The organism is Asanoa sp. NPDC049573 (genome assembly GCF_040676615.1).
Lineage (GTDB): Bacteria > Actinomycetota > Actinomycetes > Mycobacteriales > Micromonosporaceae > Asanoa.
On the sequence record NZ_JBFAPI010000001.1, the window covers coordinates 720,862 to 739,521 of the forward strand.

Consider the following 18,660-nt stretch of genomic DNA (forward strand, 5'->3'; position numbering starts at 1 on the left):
TTACTCCTCGCCTCGGATCGGCTACCCCCTGTGACCTGCGGCAAAACGCCTTAGGTTAGGCTCAACTGCCCCAAGCGCCGCAGATCACACCGCTGGCGGGCGGTCGGCCCACCGCATGACCGCCCCGATCCCGTGCTCCAGCGGGACCTCGTCGGGCCCGACCAGAACCAGCGAGGCGTCCGTACCCTCGATCGCGCGCAGCAGGGCCTGATCCGCGCGTACCCGAAGCGGATCTTCGACGCCCTCGGAGCGCAACGTGTCGGCGTCGACCGCGAGCAGCGACGGGTCGTCGAGTCCGACGAACAGCGTGTCCGTCGAGGACAGGTCGTTGACCATCAACACCGTCTCCACCTGCCGCCGCTGCAACGCCGACACCACGTCCGGCAGGCCGGTCGCCGAGACGTTTTCGCCGCGCTGCGTCTGATAGCGGTCGATCGCCTCCTGGGCGTGCCGGTCCGCGAGGTCGGCGATCGCCTGGATGGTGACGTCGTCGAGCGCTTCCTCGTCGGCGCCACCACCGCGGGATCCGGCGTCGGTCCGCACCACCCGCTGCTGCCAGCGCTTGGGCAGTTTGGCGACGAACATCGGCACGGTCGACACGTCACCGCCGACCACCACGACCTCGGCTCCGACCGCCTCGGCCAGTTCGGCCGTGGCCGCCGCGACGTCGCCGGCGTTGTGCTTCCACACGTCGTCGATGCTCTGTGTGTCGCCGACCCGGCCCTGGCCGCCGCTGCGCGCCTTGTGCAGCGGAAATTGCTCACCGCCGCGCACCGTGCGGTCGACCTCGCGGAGCCGGGGCGCGGTGGCCACCGCGAGCCCCTCCAGGTCGGCACCGGCCCGGTCGGCGATGACCCGGACATACGGGATGTCCTCCCCACGGAGGGCGACCAGCGGCATCGCGTGCGGAAGCTCCGAATAGCGCGCCTCGTCGGCGGCCGGCGGCGCGTTCATCGGCTCGACCAACGCGACCCGACCGGCCCGCGCGAACGCCGCCAGCCCGTAGCGCCCCTCCTGGTTCGGGTAGTTCAACAGCGCCTCGCCGGTCACGTCGATCGTCGGCTGGTCGGCGCCCTGCGCCTCGAGTCGCGCCGCCAGTGCGCGCCAGCGCAGCGCGACCTCCCGGTCCCCGCTCTCGTCGTTGCGGGACGCGTCCAGGTAGACCGACGCCCAGGGCCCGGGCTGCGCGTAGATCGGGTGCAGGTAGTGGAGGTCCATGCCCTGGCGTCTACCCGCGATGCGCCGCTTTTCACGCTCCAGATCTGGATCATGAACATGACGGTGTACGGGCGAGGGTGCGCACTGCGCCCTCGCCCGACCCGTCAGGCCTCCGCCGACGCAGGCTCCACTGTGGACGCGCCCGAGCCGATGGCCTCGTAGACGGCCGGCCGGCGGCCGCGGAGCCAGGTCGCGTAGCCGGCGCCGAGTAGGCCGATCACCACGAACGCGACCGGGATGGCCCACGCCAGCGCACTGTCCGGCGCGACGCCGAGCAGCGCGTCGAAGTTGCGGACGGCCAGCACGACGACCACGACCAGCACGATCAGCGCGACCGCGGGTGCGACCTGCCGCGACCACAACGACTCGCCGTGCCGGTCGCGGCGGAAGAACAGCAGCACCGCGAGCGCGGTCAGGGTGATCAGGAAGAGCACACCCAGGCCGCCCGAGGTGCCGGCCCAGAAGAACAGGTGCACCGTCGGCTCCCAGCCGCCGATGGCGTACACGATGATGACGACGAGGCCGATCACCGACTGCACCAGCGACGCGTTGCGCGGCGCCTGCGTGCGCTCGCCGGTCCGGCCCAGCGCGGCGGGCAGCATCCGTTCCCGGCCGAGGGCGAACATGTAGCGCGCGATGGTGTTGTGGAACGAGATCATCGCGGCGGCGATCGAGGTGGCGAACAGGACCTCGCCGATCGTCACCCAGGTGCTGCCGAGGTTGCCGCCGGCCAGGCCGAAGATCAGCCCCACGCTCTCGTCGCGGGACCGGTCGACGATCGCGTCCGGGCCGGTCGCGACCGTCATCGCCCAGGACGCGAAGGTGTAGAGCACCGCCGTCGCGCCGACCGCGACGTAGGTGGCGGTGCGGATCGTGCGCTTCGGGTCCTTGGCCTCCTCGGAGAACACCACCGAGGCCTCGAAGCCGACGAAGCCGAGCAGCGCCAGCACCAGGATCGCGCCGACCCCGTCGCCGAACAGGTTGCCCGGGTCGAGGGTGGCGGTGCTGATCGCGCCGCCGGCCGGGCTGGTCAGGTCGGCGATCGAGTAGACCAGGATGATCAGCACCTCGGTGCAGAGCAGCACGGCGAGGATGGTGCCGTTGACGTCGATGCGGAGCACTCCGAGCACGGCGACCAGCGCCCAGGCGAACAGCGCGATCACCCACCAGTCGGGGTTGATGCCGAACCAGTCCTTGAGCAGCGGCCCGGCGGCACCACCGATCGCGCCGTAGAGGCCGACCTGCAGCGCGTTGTAGGCGACCAGCGCCACCCAGGCGGCACCCACGCCGGCCGGGCGGCCGACGCCGCGCGAGACGAACGTGTAGAAGGCGCCGGAGTTGGCCATGTGCCGCGCCATCGCGACGTAGCCGACCGAGAACACCGCGAGGACCAGACCGACGACGACGAACGCCACCGGGATGCCGATCAGGCCGGTCGTGGCGAAGCCGGTGGTCACCACGCCGGCGACCACGGTCAGCGGGGTCGCCGCCGACATGACGAAGAAGAGGACCGCGGGCACGCCGAGCCGGCCGGCGGCCAGCGATCCGGTGGGCTGGGCGCCGACGGCGCGAGGGGGAGCGGACATGGAGAGCCTCCAGAATGGACAACAACCGAGTGGATATTGATCTCCGTCGCGCCTCGCGTCAAGGACAATGACCGGCATGCTGTCGACCGAGACCGTTGCCCTGGTGACCGCCCGTTACGGTCTGGGGAGCGTGACCCGGCCACCGGTGTACGCGGCGCGCGGCGAACTGGGCCGGATCTGGCGGTTCGAGACCGAGCGCGGTGCCTGGGCGGTCAAGGAAGCGCTGGTCCCGGTCGACGAGGCCGACGCCGCGGCCGACGTGGCGTTCCAACTCGCCGCGGCCGGAGCCGGGCTGCCGTTGCCCCGGCCCGTGCGCACCACCGACGACCGGGTGACGGTGCGTGGCGCCGACGCCGTGCTGCGGGTCTACGAGTGGGTCGACCTGGACACCGCCGCGCCGGCCGCCGGCGACGTCGGCGCGCTGCTGGCCCGGCTGCACCGGGTCGAGCATCCGCCGCGCGGCCCGGTCGGGGAGTGGTTCGCCGCGCCACTGGGGAAGGACGCGTGGCGGGCGCTCGCCACCACGGCGACCGGGGCCGGTGCGCACTGGGCCCCGTCCCTGGCCGCCGCCCTGCCCGACCTGGTCGCCCTCGACACGCTGGTGGTCCCGCCGGACCCGGCCCGGGTCCGCACCTGCCACCGCGACCTGCCGGACAACGTGCACCGCACCGTCGACGGCGGCCTGGTGGTGCTGGATTGGGAGAACAGCGGCCCGGCCCAACCGGAACGAGAACTGGCGGCCCTGTTGTGGGACCTCGGCGACACGGCGGCCGAGGCCGCCGCGGCCTACGGCGGGGCGAAGCTCGAGCCGGAAGACTTCGCGATGGCCATCGCGGTCCAGGGCCATCTGCTCCAGTTCTACGCCCGGCGGGCGTTGGACACCGCCGAGTCGGCGGAGAACCGCTCGCGGGCCGAAGGCCGGCTCACCGCCATGCTGGCCCGGCCGCTGACCCCGGCCGGGGTGACCGCGCTGCTCGACGCGGTGCGCTGAAGGCCGCGGCCGCCCGGGGCCCCGATGCCCCGGGCAGCCGCGACTGCCTAGAAGACCCCGATCGACAGCCGCAGGTCGACGTCGGTCCGGTCGACGAACGCCACCCGCTGCCCGAATTGGATCTCCACATAGGTCTTGTCGCCCTGGATCACCGTCCAGTCGCCGGGCGAGGTGCCGGCGAACGTGGTGGCCCGGTAGTACTGGCCCGGCAGGACCGCGCCGACCGCGTAGCGCTGCCCGGCCGCGAGCGTGTATTGCAGCGGCGAGATCGCCTGCACCGGCACGCCGGCCGGATAGGCCGCCGCTTCCGGATACGCCCGCCCGTACACCGGGATCGTGGCCTTGTCCTTCTTCGGGATGGCCACCAGCCCGACCTGCCAGTTGGCGGTCGGCGCCGAGGGCGGGTTGAGGAACCAGCCCTTCTGGCCCAGGTACCAGATCGCGGTCCAGTCGCCCTGCCGCCCGGCCAGCGCGAAGGTCTGCCCGGCCGAGGCGCGGGCCCCGTGGTCGGAGATGTGCATCGTGGACGGTGCGCCGTTGGGGTGCAGGCCGAGGTCGGTCAGCAGTGGCGCGTCGGCGGACGGCGCGGTGTGCAGGATGACCGCGGAGGAGCCGTGCGGGGCGCACGGCACGCCGGCCGTGACGCAGCCGGTGAACGCGGGCTGGTTGCTGGCGTAGTCGGGGTCGATCTGCACCAGCCCGGTCAGCGCGGTGCCGGTCGACCAGAGCGGGGCGCCGAGCAGGTCGAAGTAGTGCGACCAGTCCCAGTAGGGGCCCGGGTCCCAGTGCATGCCGGCGACGGTCGCCGCGGTGGTGCCGGGAACCGTGTCGTGGCCGAGGATGTGCTGCCGGTTGAGCGGGATGCCGAAGCGCTGCGCCAGGTAGCGGACCAGCTTCGACGAGGAGCGGTAGAGCGCCTCGGTGTACCAGGAGCCGTCGGCCGCGAAACCCTCGTGTTCGAGGCCGACCGAGCGGGCGTTGACGTCCCAGTTGCCGGCGTGCCAGGCCACGTCCTTCGTCTTGACGTGCTGTGCGATCTGGCCGTCGACCGACCGCAGCGAGTAGTGCCAGCTCACGTACGTCGGGTCCTGCACGAGATCGAGCGTGGTCGCCCAGGACGCCTCGGTGTCGTGGATGACGATGTATTCGATCTTCTGCCGCGCCGGGCGATCGGACAGGTCGTGGTTGCCGTAGGCGCCGGGGGTGGCCCCGTACTGCTCGTAGGGCGCCGGGACCCACTCGCAGGCCACGGTGACCGGGCACTCCAGCCCGTCGGGCCGGGTGGTCCGGCGCAGCCCGAGCCGGTCGGCCTGGGCCCGCTGGGGTGCGACCGGGCGCCCGTCGAGCCGCACGGCCTGGCCGTCGTCGGTGGTGCGGGCGGCACCGTCGCGGATGGTCGCGAAGACCTCGTCGGCGAAGGCGGTCGCGGCCTCCGCGGTGTCGGCGCCCGAGTAGCGGGCCACCGCGCCGAACCAGGCCGCCGGGTCGCTGCCCGCGCCGGTGGGCGCGCCGAGCGCCGCCTGGTAGGAGGCCAGCAGCGCGGCGCCGCCGCGGATATTGGTCGCCGGGTCGGTGCGCAGCGCGGCGGGTGCGGCGCCGGTCAGGTCGGCGGCCGCGTCCAGGGTCTGCAGCGCGGCGGCCGGGGGCGCGGCGTCTTCCGGCGACGCCGGCGTCCCGGACAGCGGCCGGCTCTCGTCGCCGCGCGGGTCGCCGGCGGCCGTGTCGCCGTCGGGCCGGCTCGCCGCCGACGCGGCTCGGATCCCGTCGGCGTCGGTCAGGTGCATCGGCCCGTAGCCGCCGCTGGTGCTGGGCCTGCCGGCGTTGCTGTCCCAGCGGGACTCCAGGTAGGACACGCCGAGCAGGACGCTCTCCGGCACGCCGAACTCGGCCGCCGCGCCGGCGTAGACCTGTTGGCGGCCGGCCGGCGCGGCGTCCGCCGTGCCGGGCGTGACCAGGGTCAGTCCCGCGAGCGTGAGGGTCGCGGAGGTGAGATAGCTGAGGGTTCGTCGCATGGGTGCGCCTCCCGGGGGTGCCTCGGGCCACCTTGCTCCATCGACGCGGATCACGTCAATACCTGCCACGCCGTACGTCCATCTCGTAAGTAAGTTTCATTGCGCGGCCAGCCCGACCCACGCGGACTGCGGGTCAACTGCGGGTCAGTTGCGGATCGGCTACGTGGTCCGGCGTCGATGCGTGCGGCAGCGTGGGGCCATGCGGATCGCACTGCTCGGCCCCATGCGGGTGCAGGCCGCCGGCGTTCCCCTGGAGGTTCGCGGCCTGCGCGCGCGACGGGCGATCGCCCTGCTCGCGCTGAACGCGGGCCGGCCGGTCGCGCTCACCCAACTGGTCGACACCCTGTGGCCGGAGGATCCGCCGGCCACCTTCCGGGAACAGGTCTACAACTGCGTCGCCGGGCTGCGGCGGATGCTCGGCGCCGGCCCGCGGCCGGAGGTCGACGTGGTCCGCACCGACGGCGGCTACGCGCTGACCATCGCGGCGGACCGGGTCGACGCCCTCGCGTTCGAGGCGGCGCTGCGCACAGCCGCCGCGCGGGCCGCCGCCGGCGACCGGGCCGGCGCGGGCGCGGTGCTCCGGTCCGGGCTGCGCCTCTGGCGCGGTGAGGCGCTGGAGGGTGTCGTCGACGGGCCGCTGGGCTTCGCCGCGACCCGGCTCGACCGGCTGCGCGGCGAGGCGTGGGAGCGGCTGTTCGAGATGGAGATGGGGGTACGCCGCGACCCCGGGCTGATCGCCGAGATGTCGGCCGTGGCCGAGCGGTATCCGCTGCGCGAGGTGTTGACCTGCCAGCTCGGCACGGTCCTGTGGCGGGCCGGGCGGGCGGCGCAGGCACTCGAGGTCTGCCGGGAACACCGGCGCCGGGTGCTGGCCGAGTTCGGCGTCGAGGCCGGGCCGGCCGTGCGCGACCTGGAGGCCCGGATCCGGGCCACGCAACCCGCCGCCGAGCCGCGGCCGGCGGCCGCCGTCGATCGGCTGATCGCCGACGTGGAGGTGCTGCTGGCGGAAGTACGCGGCCTGCTCACCAGTGCCCGGTGCCCGGCCTGCCACCCGGGCTAGCCGAGGGTGATGGCCTGGCGCCAGGAGCGGCGGGCGCCGTCGAGGTCGCCGAGGGCCCGTTGGGCCAGGCCCAGCACCACCCGGTAGGTGTCGGCCGCGTTGGCGTCGCCGAGGCGCTCGAACTCGCCGACCGCGACGGCCAGCCGCGCGCGGGCGGTGTCCGGCTGGCCCGCGGCGACGAGGGTCAGGCCCAGTTCGGCCAGGGCGTACGCCGAGCCTTCGCGCATCCCGTGGCGTCGGGTCAGCTCCAGGCACGCCTCGTGCTCCTCGATCGCGTCGGCGTAGCGGCGCAGGGCGTGCAGGCAGCGCGCCGTCTGGTGGCGCAGCATCACCGACGCCACCTCGGGGCCCGGCCGCAGCAGCCGGCGGGCGGGGTCGAGCACCACCAGGCCCTCGGCGCCGCGGCCCTGGGTGGCCAGGCACTTGGCCAGGTTGATCCGGGCGCTGATCACGCCGGGCACGTTGCCGAGCGTCTCGTAGAGCGCGAGCGCGGCCCGGTGCGCCTGGATCGCCAGCCGCGGGCTGGCCTCGCTGAACCGGAGCAGGCCGATCAGGTTGAGGGTGCGCGCCTCGGCGGCCCGGTCGCCGAGGGCACGGGCCAGCCCCGACGCGGTGGCCAGGTGGCTGCCGGCCAGCGTGTAGTCGTTGCGCAGGATGGCCAGGTGGCCCAGTTGCATGCCGGCCAGCAGCGCGGCCGGTCGGTTGCCGTCGCGGACCGCGACCTGGCGCACCGAGTCGGCCAGCCGCTGCCACTCGTCCCACTCGCCGGCGGCCCGCAGTTGCGGGCCGAGTGCGCGGGCCAGGTCGGCGCATGCCTCGGCGTCGACGTCGGCCGCCAACTCGGCCGCCAGGCAGACCGCCGCCACGATCAGCTGCCCCTCCGCGGCGAGCCAGGCCGTCGCCGCGGCCGCGTCGCGGAACGGCGGCGACGGCAACTCCTCGATCGTCTGCAGCGCCGCGACGGCGGTCTTGCGGTAGCCGTCGACCAGCCGCCGCACCAGCCGGGCGGCCACCTCCGGCGGATCGACGGCCCGGGACCGCTCCTGGGCGAAGAGCCGCACCAGGTCGTGGTAGCGGTAGCGGCCCGGCCGCGGCGAGAGCAGCAGCCGCGCGTCGACCAGGTCTTCCGCGATGCCGGCGGCGATGGCCGCGTCGACGTCGCAGGCTGCGGCCACGGTGTCGACCGAGATCTCGCCGAGCCGGGGCCAGGCCAGCTCGCGGAACGCCTGGGCCAGGTGCGGCGGCAGCGCCCGGTAGCTGAGGTCGAAGCTGGCCCGGATGGCCTGCTCGCTGCCGCCCAGCTCGTGCAGCCGGCGGTCGCCCGCCGCGAGCCGGTCGGCCAGGTCGCGCATCGACCACGCCGGCCGCGCGGCCAGCCGGACGGCGGCGAGCCGCACGGCCAGTGGCAACCGGCCACACGCGTCGACCACCTCGGCCGCCGCGGCCGGGTCGGCGAAGGCCCGGTCGGTGCCGGCCACCCCGGCCAGCAGCCGCAGGCTCTCGTCGGCCGAGAACAGGTCGAGGTCGACGGCCAGCGCCGCCGGCAGGGTGGGCAGCGGCTTGCGGCTGGTCACCACCAGGCCCGCCGGGCCGGCGCCGGGCAGCAGCGGGAGCACGCCGCGGGCGTGCTCGACGTCGTCGACCAGCACCAGCACCGAGCGCTCGGCCAGCACCGAGCGCAGCAGCGCCGCGCGCTCCTCGGCGTCGGTCGGCACCGCACCGGCCGGGGTGCCCAGGGCGCGCAGGAACGACCCGGCGGCGCGGTAGGGCTCGTCCGGCTCGCGACCGGTCCGGCGCAGGTCGACGTAGAGCTGGCCGTCGGGGTAGTGGGCGCGGACCCGGTGCGCGACGTGCAGCGCGAGGCTGGTCTTGCCCACGCCGGCCATGCCGGAGATCGACACGACTACCGGCCGGTCGCCGGGCCGCAGGGCCGCGGCGAGCCGATCGGCGACCTCCTCGCGGCCGGTGAAGTCGGGCAGCTCGGCCGGCAGCTGGGCCGGCCGGGGCAGCGTGTCGTCGCTCCCCGGCAGCAGGCTCAGCGCCCGGATGAACTGCTCGCGTTCGGCGCCGGCCAGGCCCAGGGCGTCGGCCAGCAGCCGGACGGTCGAGGAGCGCGGCGCGCGGTTGCGGCCGGACTCCAGCGACTGGATGCTCCGCACGCTCAGACCGGTCGCGGCCGCCAGTTCCTCCTGCGACAGCCCCAACCGTCGGCGGTGCACCCGTAAGGGATGTGCCGGCATGACCACATCGAACACCATCTGTGCTCTGTCGCGCAGTCTCCGGTCCGAACGGTGGGAGGCCCCTTATCTTGGGATTTAGCGGTATCCGATCCAAAAGGTGGTCATGAGCTCAGACCAGCCGTTCGCCGCCGTCGACGCCGAGGGACACCCCGGTGAGGAAGGTGTTCGTCAGGGCGAAGACGACCGCGTCGGCGACGTCGTCGGAGGTGCCGACCCGATGGGCCGGGTTGTGGGCGCGGCGCTCGTCGTAGAGCTTGGCCTTCTTCTCCTGCCCGAGCGCGTCGTAGGCGCCCGTGTCGATGGTGCCCGGCGAGATCGCGTTGACCCGGATCGGCGCCAGTTCCACCGACAGCGACCGGGTGACGGCGTCGACCGCGCCGTTCGTCGCGGCCACGGCGAGCATCCCGACCGTCGGCTTGTCGGCCGTGGCACCGGAGAACAGCACGAACGAGCCGTCCGGCGGCATCCGGCCGGCGAAGTGCTTGGCCAGCAGGATCGGCCCGACGACCTTGGTGTTGAGCGAGTCGGTGACGACCTGCGGCTTCAGGTCGCCGACGGTGCCGCGGGCCCGGGCCGACGCCGTGCAGACGACATGGTCGACGTGGCCGAGCCGCGCAGCCAGCGACTCCACACTGGACTCGTCGGTCAGGTCGACGGTCTCGGTCACCACACCGGAGTCGGCGTAGGCGTCGTCGAGGGCGGACCGGTCGCGGCTGGCCGCGACGACGGTGCCGCCGGCGGCCCGGACCGCCTCGGCGGTCGCGCGGGCGATGCCGCTGCCGCGGCCGACGACCAGCACGGTGCGGTCCTTGAGTGCGGTGGACATGGTCGTACCCCCTCGCTGTCAGGTTCTGGTCAGGGCCTCGTCGACGTCGAAGCCGCGGTCGATGCCGTGCGGCACGACGGCCTGCCCGGGCTCGAGCGCGAGCCGCCGGTCGTCCAGGAATACGTCGATCTTGTCGGGCTCGAACGAGACGTAGGTGGAGATCAGGCCCACCTCGGGCCAGGCCTCCTCGTAGGACCACGCGGCCCGGGCCCGGTCACCGATGTCGTAGTAGCTGGCCAGCCCCTTGTAGGGACAGAACGTCTGCCGCTCCACGGGGGTCAGCGCGGCCGGGTCGATGTCGTCGCGCGGTACGTACCAGCGCGGCGCGAAGCCCGATTCGAACAGCACCCGCGGGTGTACGGAGTCCGCGACCACCCGGTCGCCGTCGCGCACCACCAGGTGGCGCGAGGTGCGCCGGATGTCGATGCGGTGGTAGAGGTCGGCGGCGTGCCCGGTGATCCGCTCGTCCTCCTCGTAGAAGGCGTCCATCGGGTGCCAGGCGAAGGCGATCCGGCCGCGCAGCGGGCCGGCGTAGGTGGGCAGGTCGGCGAACCGCCAGGCCGCCCGCTCGGCCCGCGACCCTCCACGCTGGACGGTGAACCAGTCGACCGGGCCGAGGTCGCGGTGGGTGGTGACGTGGCCGGCCGGTTCCAGCACCGTCGGGTCGATGGCCGCCTCGGGGAAGTAGGCCACCGGGTAGCGGCCCGGCTCGTGCAGCAGCGTGACGTCGTCGCTGTCCGCGATCCAGTCGCCGCCGAACCGCACCCGCAGGCGGCGGCGCAGCGGTTCCGCGTACAGCAATCGCTCGGGTAGTGGGTCCGGGGTCAGGAACCGGCCGACGCTGCGCTGCGCCAGCGGGCCCTGCTGCCAGGAGAGTCCCATCGGTCGTCCTTCCGTCAGGTGAGCGGCTCGCCGCCGTCGACGTGCAGCGTCGTGCCGGTCAGGAACGGGCTGGTCATGGCGAACAGCACGCCGTCGGCGATGTCGCCGGTGGTGCCGATGCGGCCCGCGGGATTGCGGCCGCGGATGCGCGCGAAGTAGGCGGCCTTGCCCTGGTCGCCGAACTCGTCCCAGGCGCCGGTGTCGACCACGCCGGGGGAGATGGCGTTGACCCGGATCGGCGCGAGTTCCAGGGCCAGGGAGCGGGCCAGCACCTCGACGGCGCCGTTCGTGATCGCCACCGCCAGCGTGCCCACCGCGATCTTGGCGGCGGCGACGCCGGAGAACAGCGTGATCGAGCCGCCGTCGCGCATCCGCGGTGCGAGGTGCTTGGCCAGCATCAACGGGCCGATCACCTTGGTGTCGAACGACGTGCGCACCTTGTCGCGGTCGAGGTCGGCCAGCTGGCCGCGGGCCCGGGCCGACGCCGTCGACACCACGTGGTCGACGCCGTCGAGCCGCCGGCCGAGCGCGGCGATGGACTCCTCGTCGGTCAGGTCGACCCGCTCGGCGATGATGTCCGGCTCGCCCGCGTAGGCGTCGGCCAGGCCGTCGCGGTCCCGGCCGGCTGCGACGACCCGCGCCCCCGCGTCACGGGCGGCGACCGCCACCGCGCGGGCCATCCCACCGCCCCGGCCGACGACGAGAACCCGCTGGTCCTTGAGCAGTCCAGACATCGGTTCTCCTTCCTTCCGGCCCAAGCGTCCGGCCGGACCGCGGCGCGGCGCATCCGCCAGTGGCCAGCGATCGACGCCGGCCTGCCGGACCGGGCGATAGCGTGGTTCTGTGCACCGGCCCACTTACCTGCCGGGGTGGAACGGCGCGGCGGAGCTGACCGGCCGCCGCGGCGAGTGTGTGGTGCTCGACGACCTGGTCCGGGCCGTGCGTTCGGGTGACAGCCGTGCACTGGTGTTGCACGGTGAGGCCGGTGTGGGCAAGACCGCCCTCGTCGACCGTCTGGTCGTGCGGACGCAGGGTTGCCGGGTGGCCCGCGCCGCCGGCATCCAGTCGGAGATGGAGCTGCCGTTCGCCGGCCTCCACCAGCTCTGCGCGCCGATGCTCGACCAGCTGGACCGCCTCCCCGCGCCGCAACGCGACGCGCTGCGCACCATCTTCGGCCTCAGCGCCGCTCCGGCGCCGGACCGGTTCATGGTCGGCCTGGCCGTGCTGGGGTTGTTGTCGGCGGTCGCCGAGCAACGTCCGCTGCTGTGTCTCGTCGACGACCAGCAGTGGCTGGACCGCGCCTCCACGCAGGTGCTGGCGTTCGTCGCGCGGCGGCTCGGCGCTGAGTCGGTCGGGCTGGTCTTCGCCGCCCGCACCGTGCACTCCGAGCTCGCCGCGCTCCCGGCGCTCGAGGTCGGCGCGCTGCCCGACGCCGACGCGCGCGCGCTGTTGGACGCGGCGCTGGCCGGACCCCTCGACGCACGGGTACGCGACCAGATCGTCGCCGAGGCCCGCGGCAACCCCCTCGCGCTGCTGGAACTGCCGCGGGGGATCACACCGGCCGAACTGGCCGGCGGGTTCGGGCTGCCGGGTGCCGGAGTGGGTGGCATGGAAGAGCAGTTCCAGCGCCGGGTGGCCGCCCTGCCGGAGCCGACCAGACGGTTCCTGCTGCTGATGGCGGCCGACCCGACCGGTGACCCGGCCGTGCTGGCGCGCGCGGCGGCCAACCGGGGCATCGACTCCGGATCAGCGGTGCCGGCCGCCGACGCCGGCCTGGCCGACTTCGGCGCCCGGGCCCGCTTCCGCCACCCGCTGGTCCGCTCGGCGGTCTACCGCTCGGCACCCGCGAACGAGCGACGGGCCGCGCACCGCGCCCTGGCCGACGCGACCGACGCCCGCCGCGAACCCGACCGGCGGGCCTGGCACCGGGCCGCGGCCACGGCCCGACCGGACGAGGACGTGGCAGCGGAGCTGGACCGCTCGGCCGATCGGGCCCGGGCACGCGGCGGCCTGGCCGCGGCGGCCGCGTTCCTGCAGCGGGCCGCGTCCCTGACCCCCGACCCCGCCCAGCGGGCCGGTCGGGCGTTGGCCGCCGCCGAGGCCGAGGTGCGGACCGGCGGCTTCGACGCCGCGCTGGAGCTGCTGGACGTGGCCGCCGACGGCCCGCTCACCGACGGCCAGCAGGCCCGCACCGACCTGGTGCACGCGCAGCTGGCCTTCGTCGCCAACCGGGGCAACGATGCCCCGGTCCTGCTGGTCCAGGCCGCCCAACGGCTCGCCCGGGTCGACCCGGCGCTGTCCCGGGCGACCTACCTCGACGCGCTGTCCGCCGCGATCTTCGCCGGTCGCCGGGCCGCACCGGGCGGCACCGTCCGCGACGTGGCCCGGGCCGCGCGTGCCGCGCCACCCGCGCCGGACCCGGGCGTCGCCGACCTGCTCATCGACGGCACGGTGGCCGCCTACACCGACGGGTACGCGGCCGGCCTGCCGGCACTGCGCGAGGCAATGCGCGACCTCGGCACCGGCCGGTCGGCGGCGGAGCTCGACGTGCTCTGGATGGCCAGCACCACCGCGCTGCGGATCGCGGACGACGAACGGTGGGACGTCCTGTCGGCCCGGCATCTCGAACTGGCCCGGGAGCGGGGCGCGCTCAGCGAGTTGCCGTTGGCCCTGACGAACCGCGCCTACCTGCTGTTGTTCACCGGTGACCTGGCCGGCGCGGCGTCGCTGACGGCTGAAGCGATGGCGGTCACCGAGGCGACCGGCAGCAACCTGGCGCCCTACAGCGCGCTGGGTCTGGCGGCCTTCCGCGGCGACGGTCCGGCGGCGGTCGCGCTGGTCGACGCCACCCGGACCGACGTGACCCGGCGCGGCGAGGGCATCGGGATCACGTTCGCGGAATGGGCGAGCGCGCTCGTGCACAACGGACTGGGGGACTACCCGACGGCGCTGGAGGCCGCCGGCCGGGCCACCGCCTACCAGGCCGACCAGGGCGCGGGGATCTGGGCATTGGTCGAGCTGATCGAGGCCGCGACCCGGTGCGACGCGGCCCCGACGGTGGCCGACGCGTTCGACCGGCTGGCGGAGATGATGACGGCGAGCGGCACCGACTGGGCGCTCGGCATCCAGGCCCGCTCGCAGGCGCTGCTGACCGGCGGTGACGCCGCCGACGGCCATTACCGGACCGCGATCGTCCACCTCGAACGGACCCGGCTGCGGGTCGACCTCGCCCGGGCGCACCTGCTCTACGGGGAGTGGCTGCGCCGCGAGCGCCGTCCCACGGACGCCCGCGAGCAACTGCGCAGGGCACACGACATGTTCGACGCCATGGGTACGGCCGCGTTCGCCGAGCGGGCCGCGCGCGAGCTGCGGGCCGCTGGTGGGAACAGCAACCCGCGGGTGCCGGCGCCGCAGGGCGAACTGACCGTGCAGGAGGCCCAGATCGCCCGGATGGCCGCCGACGGCCTGTCCAACCCCGAGATCGCCACCCGGCTGTTCATCAGCGCGCGCACCGTCCAATATCACCTGCGCAAGGTCTTCACGAAGCTCGGCATCACCTCACGCAGCCAACTCGACCGGGTCCTACCCGCCGGCTGAGGTTGAGTGACCACGGACTACTGCTGGAGTCGGGAAATGATGTCGGCGTGAAAGGTCAGCGTGTATTTTCCGATCCGGAGTTGGTCGTTGGGGGTGAGGAGAAACTGCTCGCCGACGACCAGGCTCTTGGCATTCAGATACGTGCCGTTGGTGCTTCTCAGATCCTCGATGGTGAAGTTGACTCCGGTGCGCGAAATGCGCGCGTGGCTGCGCGAAACCGATTCGTCGGTCAGCTGGACACGAGAATTGTGATCGCGGCCGATGGTGATCGGCGTGTCCTCGAAATCCCAGCGTGCACCCTTGCCGGGCCCCCGGGTGACCTCGAGGGTCGCGCGTGCCAGCATGAGATCCTCGTGCATCGGCGTCGCGAGGCCCTTTCCGCTGGTCTTGACGACCATGTCCTGGACGCGCGAGAGCAGTTGGCTGACGTCTGCCGCGGTCCATTTGGTGTGTAGTTGTTCGACGGTCTCATCTGGATCGACGCCGTCCGCCCAGGTGGCCATCATGTGAATGAGCCGTTCCGCGATGGACCACGGCAGGAGATGCTCGCCCCGCAGCGCCTGGAGCGCGAAATTGCCGGCGATCGTCGCGGCCGGGTCATCCTGACTGCCCAGCGCCAGGTTGAGATAGAAAAGTTTCGGCGAACCCGACTGCCGATAGAGGTCGCGAACCGCGGAGGTGAAGTCTCTTATTCCTTCTGGCAGGTCATCAAGAGGCGGCAATGGCGGCTCTGGTCCCACCGCACCTCCTTCATGATCGAGCCCGTCGATCCGTGGCAGTGAACATATTAGACTGTCGCAGGAGACGCTGCTCCACCGGAAAAGCCGATCTTTGCCCCGTTTTGGGCCCGTTCCATCACCGTGTTCAATCAGGATCGCCGGCCCCAGAAAGGATCGTGGCGATGTTTGACGTGGCGATTGCGGGGCTTGCGAAGGGGATCGCGACCCGCGCGGTCGGCGACTGGCTCAAGCAGCGAACGGCGCGTGCGCGGCAGGGCCAGAGTCTGACGAGTCTCATCGAGATCACCTTTATCGATCGATACGCGCGCAAGGACTTTCAACGCCAGTTCGAGGCGATCTGCGACCAGGTCGAGCAGCGACTGCTGTTGACCTGGGACGGCAAGTTCCAATACCTCGACGCCACCGAGCGGCGCGCATGCGTGCTCGCGGTCACCGACATCGTCGCGCGGCAGAGGGTGACCGACCGCACGCTGATGGCCGCTGATATGGACGCGGTGAAGCTCGCCGCCCAGCTTCGGGAAAATGGCAAACCTCTCGAGGGCTACGGGCTCAGCGCCGAGGGCGACGCTTTTGCCGCGCGGTTGCTCGTCGACAGCTGCGAATATCTCATTCAGCTCGCGCAGGTGCTTCCCGAGTACGCGGCGCGGGTCGACGCGCAGATTCTTGCCCGCCTGTCGACCCTCTCGGAGCAGGTGCGGCAGATGTTGGAGCGGATGCCGCGGTCCGTCCGCGACGATACGCCCGATGACGACGCGGAGTTCCTGCAGAAATATCTGGCGTTCATCAGCAAGGACCTCGATTCGCTCGACCTGATCGGCGTCGATGTTCCGGACGCCATCAACAGAGCGACGCTCAGCGTCGCCTACCTGAGCCTGACCGTGTCGAGTGCGGCCACGCGTTCGGTGATCGGCGGGTCGGAGAGCAGCGGGCGTGCGGCGGACGCGAGCCTCGTCGCCAGCCGGCGGATCCGGGTCGAGGACGCGCTGGCGAAGAGCCGGCGGTCCTTGATCATGGGCGAGGCCGGCTCCGGCAAGACGACCTTGCTCAGGTGGCTCGCGGTCACGGCTGCCCGGTCCACCTTCACCGACAAGCTCCGCGGTTGGAACGACCAGATCCCGCTACTGGTCCCGTTGCGCCACTTCGACAACACCGGCCTGCCGGCGCCGTCTGATCTGTTGCGCCTCTGCTCACCGGCGATCGCGGCGGGCGAGCCATCGGGCTGGACCATGCGCCAACTCGCGTCCGGCAGGGTCCTGCTGCTGGTCGATGGAATGGACGAGTTGGGTCCGACTCAACGGCGGAACGCGGCTTCCTGGTTGCGACAACTGTCTCACCTCCACGATCTCAACATCGTCGTCACGAGCCGCCCGGCGGCCGTCGCCGCCGATCGGTTGAGCGACGCGGGCTTCGAGAGCGTGATGCTGGAGCCGATGAACCGTGAAGACGTGCGGGTTTTCGTGCGGCAATGGCACCAGGCGGTCTGGCACGCGGGTCGCGAGCGTGCGTCGGCGCCCGATCGCGCCACCATGGACGTCGCGGAGCGCAGCGTTCTCGGACAACTGGACGCCCGCCCCCACCTACGCAGACTCGCGACCACACCGCTGCTGTGCGCACTGGTCTGCGCGTTGAACATCTCGCGCCACAGCCGGCTGCCGCGCGATCGGATGGAGATCTACAAGGCGGCCATGGAGATGCTCGATCGCCGCGAGGTGGAACGGGGCCTGACCAGCGCGAGTGCCGCGCTGCTCTCGCCACGCCAGCGCCAGTACCTGTTGCAGGGGCTGGCGTGGCGGCTGGCCGAGCGCGCCAAGTCGGAGATGCCGAAGGGCCGCGCTGTCGAGTGGCTGGCCAACCGGCTGCGGCATCTGCCGATGGCGAGCCAGGCCCCATCGGCCGAGGAGGTGCTCGACGACTTCATCGCCCGAAGTGGAATCATCCGGGAGCCGGTCGCTGGACGAATCGATTTCATCCACAAGTCCTTCCTCGAGTTTCTGGCGGCGAAGGAGGCCACCGACGAGCTTCATGTCGACATCCTCATCGACAAGGCGCATCTGGATTGGTGGCGCGAGCTCGTCGTCATGGCCGCCGGCCACGCCAGCACCAAGGTGCAGGCCGAACTACTGGATGGCGTGCTGGGCCGGGCCCGGAGCGAACCGCGGCGCTCGCGACAGCTCGCGCTGGTAGCGATCGCCTGCATGGAGACGTCGACCTATCTCTCCGCCGAGATACGCGAAGACCTGGACCGGGCGATCGACGCGGTGCTGCCGCCCCGCAACATCGCCGAGGCGCGGTCACTGGCGTCGGCGGGCGGGCACGTGTTGAAACGCCTGCCGACCGACCCGGCCGAACTCTCGGCCTCGTCGGCGGCCGCGGTGGTGCGCACCGCCGTATATGTCGGCGGCTCCGACGCGATCGCGTTCCTGCGTCACTTCGGCCATGACGAGCGCCCGGCCGTCGTTGCCCAACTCGTCGCCGGATGGGATTACTTCGACGCGGACTCCTATGCCGCCGAAGTGCTGGCGCCGTCGCCGCTGATCAACGGTTCGATCGAGATCGCCGACGTTCGGCAGCTGCATGCCGCGCGCCACCTCCGACACCTCGAGCGGTTGGCCGCCGTTGCCGAACCGGCGGAGATCGCTGAACTCGCCGACGTCCCCGAACTGTCCGCTCTTGTCATCCGTCGCCGGCCGGAGGTCGCCGCCACCAGCCTTTCGCAGGTCGCGAAGCTGACATCGCTGCGAACCCTCGTGGTCGAGCCCGCCATCGCGGCGGACGAACTCGCGCGCCTGGGAGCGTTGACATCGCTGCAGCAATTGCACGCGGTGTTCACGGTCTCGCCGTCAAGCCTCGACTTTCTTGCCGAGTTCTCCGACCTCAGGTCGGTCGGCCTGCGCGTGCTCGACCAGGTGGGCGACCTGTCGGTGCTCACAGCGCTGCCACACCTGCGTGAGATCGCCCTCTGGCACCTCAGCGTTGATGCCACCCTGCCCGCCGCCGAACTCGCGCGAACGCTGGAGGATCTCACCCTCGTCGAGTACTACGGTGACGAGGTCGCGACGATGATCTCCTCCTTGTCGGCGCTGCGACGGCTGCGGGTCTTCCAGAGCGACGGGTTGACGTCGCTCCGGCCGCTGACGTCGTTGCCTTTGCTGGAACTCTGGCTCAGAGACTGCGGTGGGCTAAGCGATCTCGACCAGCTGAGCGAGATCAAGACACTGGAAACCCTGGTGTTGATCGATTGTCCGACCGGGGACCTCGGATTCCTCGCGAGGCTGCCCAGGCTGCGGGACCTCTATCTGCGCGTCGACGATCCGTTCGACCTCGCCGATCTGGGCGAGCGGGCCCGTCGCCTGCGGGTGCACCTCATCGGCGGGCAGCAGCTCGCCGGCCGGTTCGACGACCGCAGGGCTGGTCCGGTCGAGGTGCGCAGGGCGTGGAACGTCCTGCCCTCGTGGGACCGGATGCGCGGTTGGCAGGCCCGCACCGCATAGCCGGAACACGACTGCGG

Annotated in this window: 12 protein-coding genes; 4 read left to right on the forward strand and 8 right to left on the reverse strand. The window is 72.6% G+C overall.

From position 1 onward, the window contains the following. Positions 1–84: 84 nt before the first annotated feature. A complete protein-coding gene (locus AB0J74_RS03330) occupies positions 85–1,218 on the reverse strand; it encodes a peptide chain release factor 1 (protein ID WP_363443820.1) in 1,134 nt (377 codons plus the stop codon). Between the two features lie 104 nt (positions 1,219–1,322). Continuing rightward, the gene (locus tag AB0J74_RS03335; RefSeq protein ID WP_363443823.1) at positions 1,323–2,804 is read right to left on the reverse strand and encodes an APC family permease; all 1,482 of its coding nucleotides are present in this window, start codon (positions 2,802–2,804) and stop codon (positions 1,323–1,325) included. Positions 2,805–2,880: 76 nt separating this feature from the next. On the opposite strand from AB0J74_RS03335, the gene AB0J74_RS03340 reads away from it, so the two are divergent. Continuing rightward, complete coding sequence (locus tag AB0J74_RS03340) at positions 2,881–3,795, forward strand: phosphotransferase (RefSeq protein ID WP_363443826.1); 915 nt, start codon at positions 2,881–2,883, stop codon at positions 3,793–3,795. Between the two features lie 47 nt (positions 3,796–3,842). On the opposite strand, the gene AB0J74_RS03345 is transcribed toward AB0J74_RS03340, so the two are convergent. Then, positions 3,843–5,807 (reverse strand): N-acetylmuramoyl-L-alanine amidase, encoded by a 1,965-nt coding sequence (locus AB0J74_RS03345; protein ID WP_363443829.1) that lies wholly within the window; start codon positions 5,805–5,807, stop codon positions 3,843–3,845. 199 nt (positions 5,808–6,006) lie between these two features. Here AB0J74_RS03345 and AB0J74_RS03350 point away from each other — a divergent pair, with 199 nt between their 5' ends. Beyond that, positions 6,007–6,867, forward strand: a complete 861-nt coding sequence (locus tag AB0J74_RS03350; protein ID WP_363443835.1) for a BTAD domain-containing putative transcriptional regulator — start codon at positions 6,007–6,009, stop codon at positions 6,865–6,867. Here the strand turns inward: AB0J74_RS03350 and AB0J74_RS03355 are convergent. The 4 genes from AB0J74_RS03355 to AB0J74_RS03370 form a co-directional block, all read right to left on the reverse strand. Further along, positions 6,864–9,125 (reverse strand): helix-turn-helix domain-containing protein, encoded by a 2,262-nt coding sequence (locus AB0J74_RS03355; protein WP_363443838.1) that lies wholly within the window; start codon positions 9,123–9,125, stop codon positions 6,864–6,866. The two genes, AB0J74_RS03350 and AB0J74_RS03355, sit on opposite strands and share 4 nt — an antisense overlap. A gap of 91 nt (positions 9,126–9,216) precedes the next feature. Continuing rightward, positions 9,217–9,933 (reverse strand): SDR family oxidoreductase, encoded by a 717-nt coding sequence (locus tag AB0J74_RS03360; RefSeq protein WP_363443841.1) that lies wholly within the window; start codon positions 9,931–9,933, stop codon positions 9,217–9,219. Positions 9,934–9,951: 18 nt separating this feature from the next. Further along, positions 9,952–10,815 (reverse strand): DUF427 domain-containing protein, encoded by an 864-nt coding sequence (locus AB0J74_RS03365; protein ID WP_363443844.1) that lies wholly within the window; start codon positions 10,813–10,815, stop codon positions 9,952–9,954. Positions 10,816–10,829: 14 nt separating this feature from the next. Further along, entirely contained in the window at positions 10,830–11,549 is a 720-nt protein-coding gene (locus AB0J74_RS03370) for an SDR family oxidoreductase (protein ID WP_363443847.1), read from the reverse strand. A gap of 109 nt (positions 11,550–11,658) precedes the next feature. On the opposite strand from AB0J74_RS03370, the gene AB0J74_RS03375 reads away from it, so the two are divergent. Next, positions 11,659–14,412 carry an AAA family ATPase gene (locus AB0J74_RS03375; RefSeq protein WP_363443850.1) on the forward strand — a complete coding sequence of 918 codons (2,754 nt, stop codon included), beginning with the start codon at positions 11,659–11,661 and terminating at the stop codon, positions 14,410–14,412. Between the two features lie 17 nt (positions 14,413–14,429). Here the strand turns inward: AB0J74_RS03375 and AB0J74_RS03380 are convergent, their stop codons facing one another. Further along, positions 14,430–15,152, reverse strand: coding sequence for an FHA domain-containing protein (locus AB0J74_RS03380; RefSeq protein WP_363443853.1), 723 nt, complete (start codon positions 15,150–15,152; stop codon positions 14,430–14,432). A gap of 161 nt (positions 15,153–15,313) precedes the next feature. Between AB0J74_RS03380 and AB0J74_RS03385 the strand changes: the two genes are divergently transcribed. Next, complete coding sequence (locus AB0J74_RS03385) at positions 15,314–18,643, forward strand: NACHT domain-containing protein (protein ID WP_363443856.1); 3,330 nt, start codon at positions 15,314–15,316, stop codon at positions 18,641–18,643. Positions 18,644–18,660 lie beyond the last annotated feature (17 nt).

What these genes read in the sequence shown, in the direction of transcription:
- AB0J74_RS03330 (WP_363443820.1), bottom strand. Translation starts at nt 1,218, where the DNA reads ATGGACCTCCACTACCTGCACCCGATCTACGCGCAGCCCGGGCCCTGG.
- AB0J74_RS03385 (WP_363443856.1), top strand. Translation starts at nt 15,314, where the DNA reads ATGTTTGACGTGGCGATTGCGGGGCTTGCGAAGGGGATCGCGACCCGC.
- AB0J74_RS03335 (WP_363443823.1), bottom strand. Translation starts at nt 2,804, where the DNA reads ATGTCCGCTCCCCCTCGCGCCGTCGGCGCCCAGCCCACCGGATCGCTG.
- AB0J74_RS03340 (WP_363443826.1), top strand. Translation starts at nt 2,881, where the DNA reads ATGCTGTCGACCGAGACCGTTGCCCTGGTGACCGCCCGTTACGGTCTG.
- AB0J74_RS03345 (WP_363443829.1), bottom strand. Translation starts at nt 5,807, where the DNA reads ATGCGACGAACCCTCAGCTATCTCACCTCCGCGACCCTCACGCTCGCG.
- AB0J74_RS03360 (WP_363443841.1), bottom strand. Translation starts at nt 9,933, where the DNA reads ATGTCCACCGCACTCAAGGACCGCACCGTGCTGGTCGTCGGCCGCGGC.
- AB0J74_RS03370 (WP_363443847.1), bottom strand. Translation starts at nt 11,549, where the DNA reads ATGTCTGGACTGCTCAAGGACCAGCGGGTTCTCGTCGTCGGCCGGGGC.
- AB0J74_RS03355 (WP_363443838.1), bottom strand. Translation starts at nt 9,125, where the DNA reads ATGGTGTTCGATGTGGTCATGCCGGCACATCCCTTACGGGTGCACCGC.
- AB0J74_RS03365 (WP_363443844.1), bottom strand. Translation starts at nt 10,815, where the DNA reads ATGGGACTCTCCTGGCAGCAGGGCCCGCTGGCGCAGCGCAGCGTCGGC.
- AB0J74_RS03350 (WP_363443835.1), top strand. Translation starts at nt 6,007, where the DNA reads ATGCGGATCGCACTGCTCGGCCCCATGCGGGTGCAGGCCGCCGGCGTT.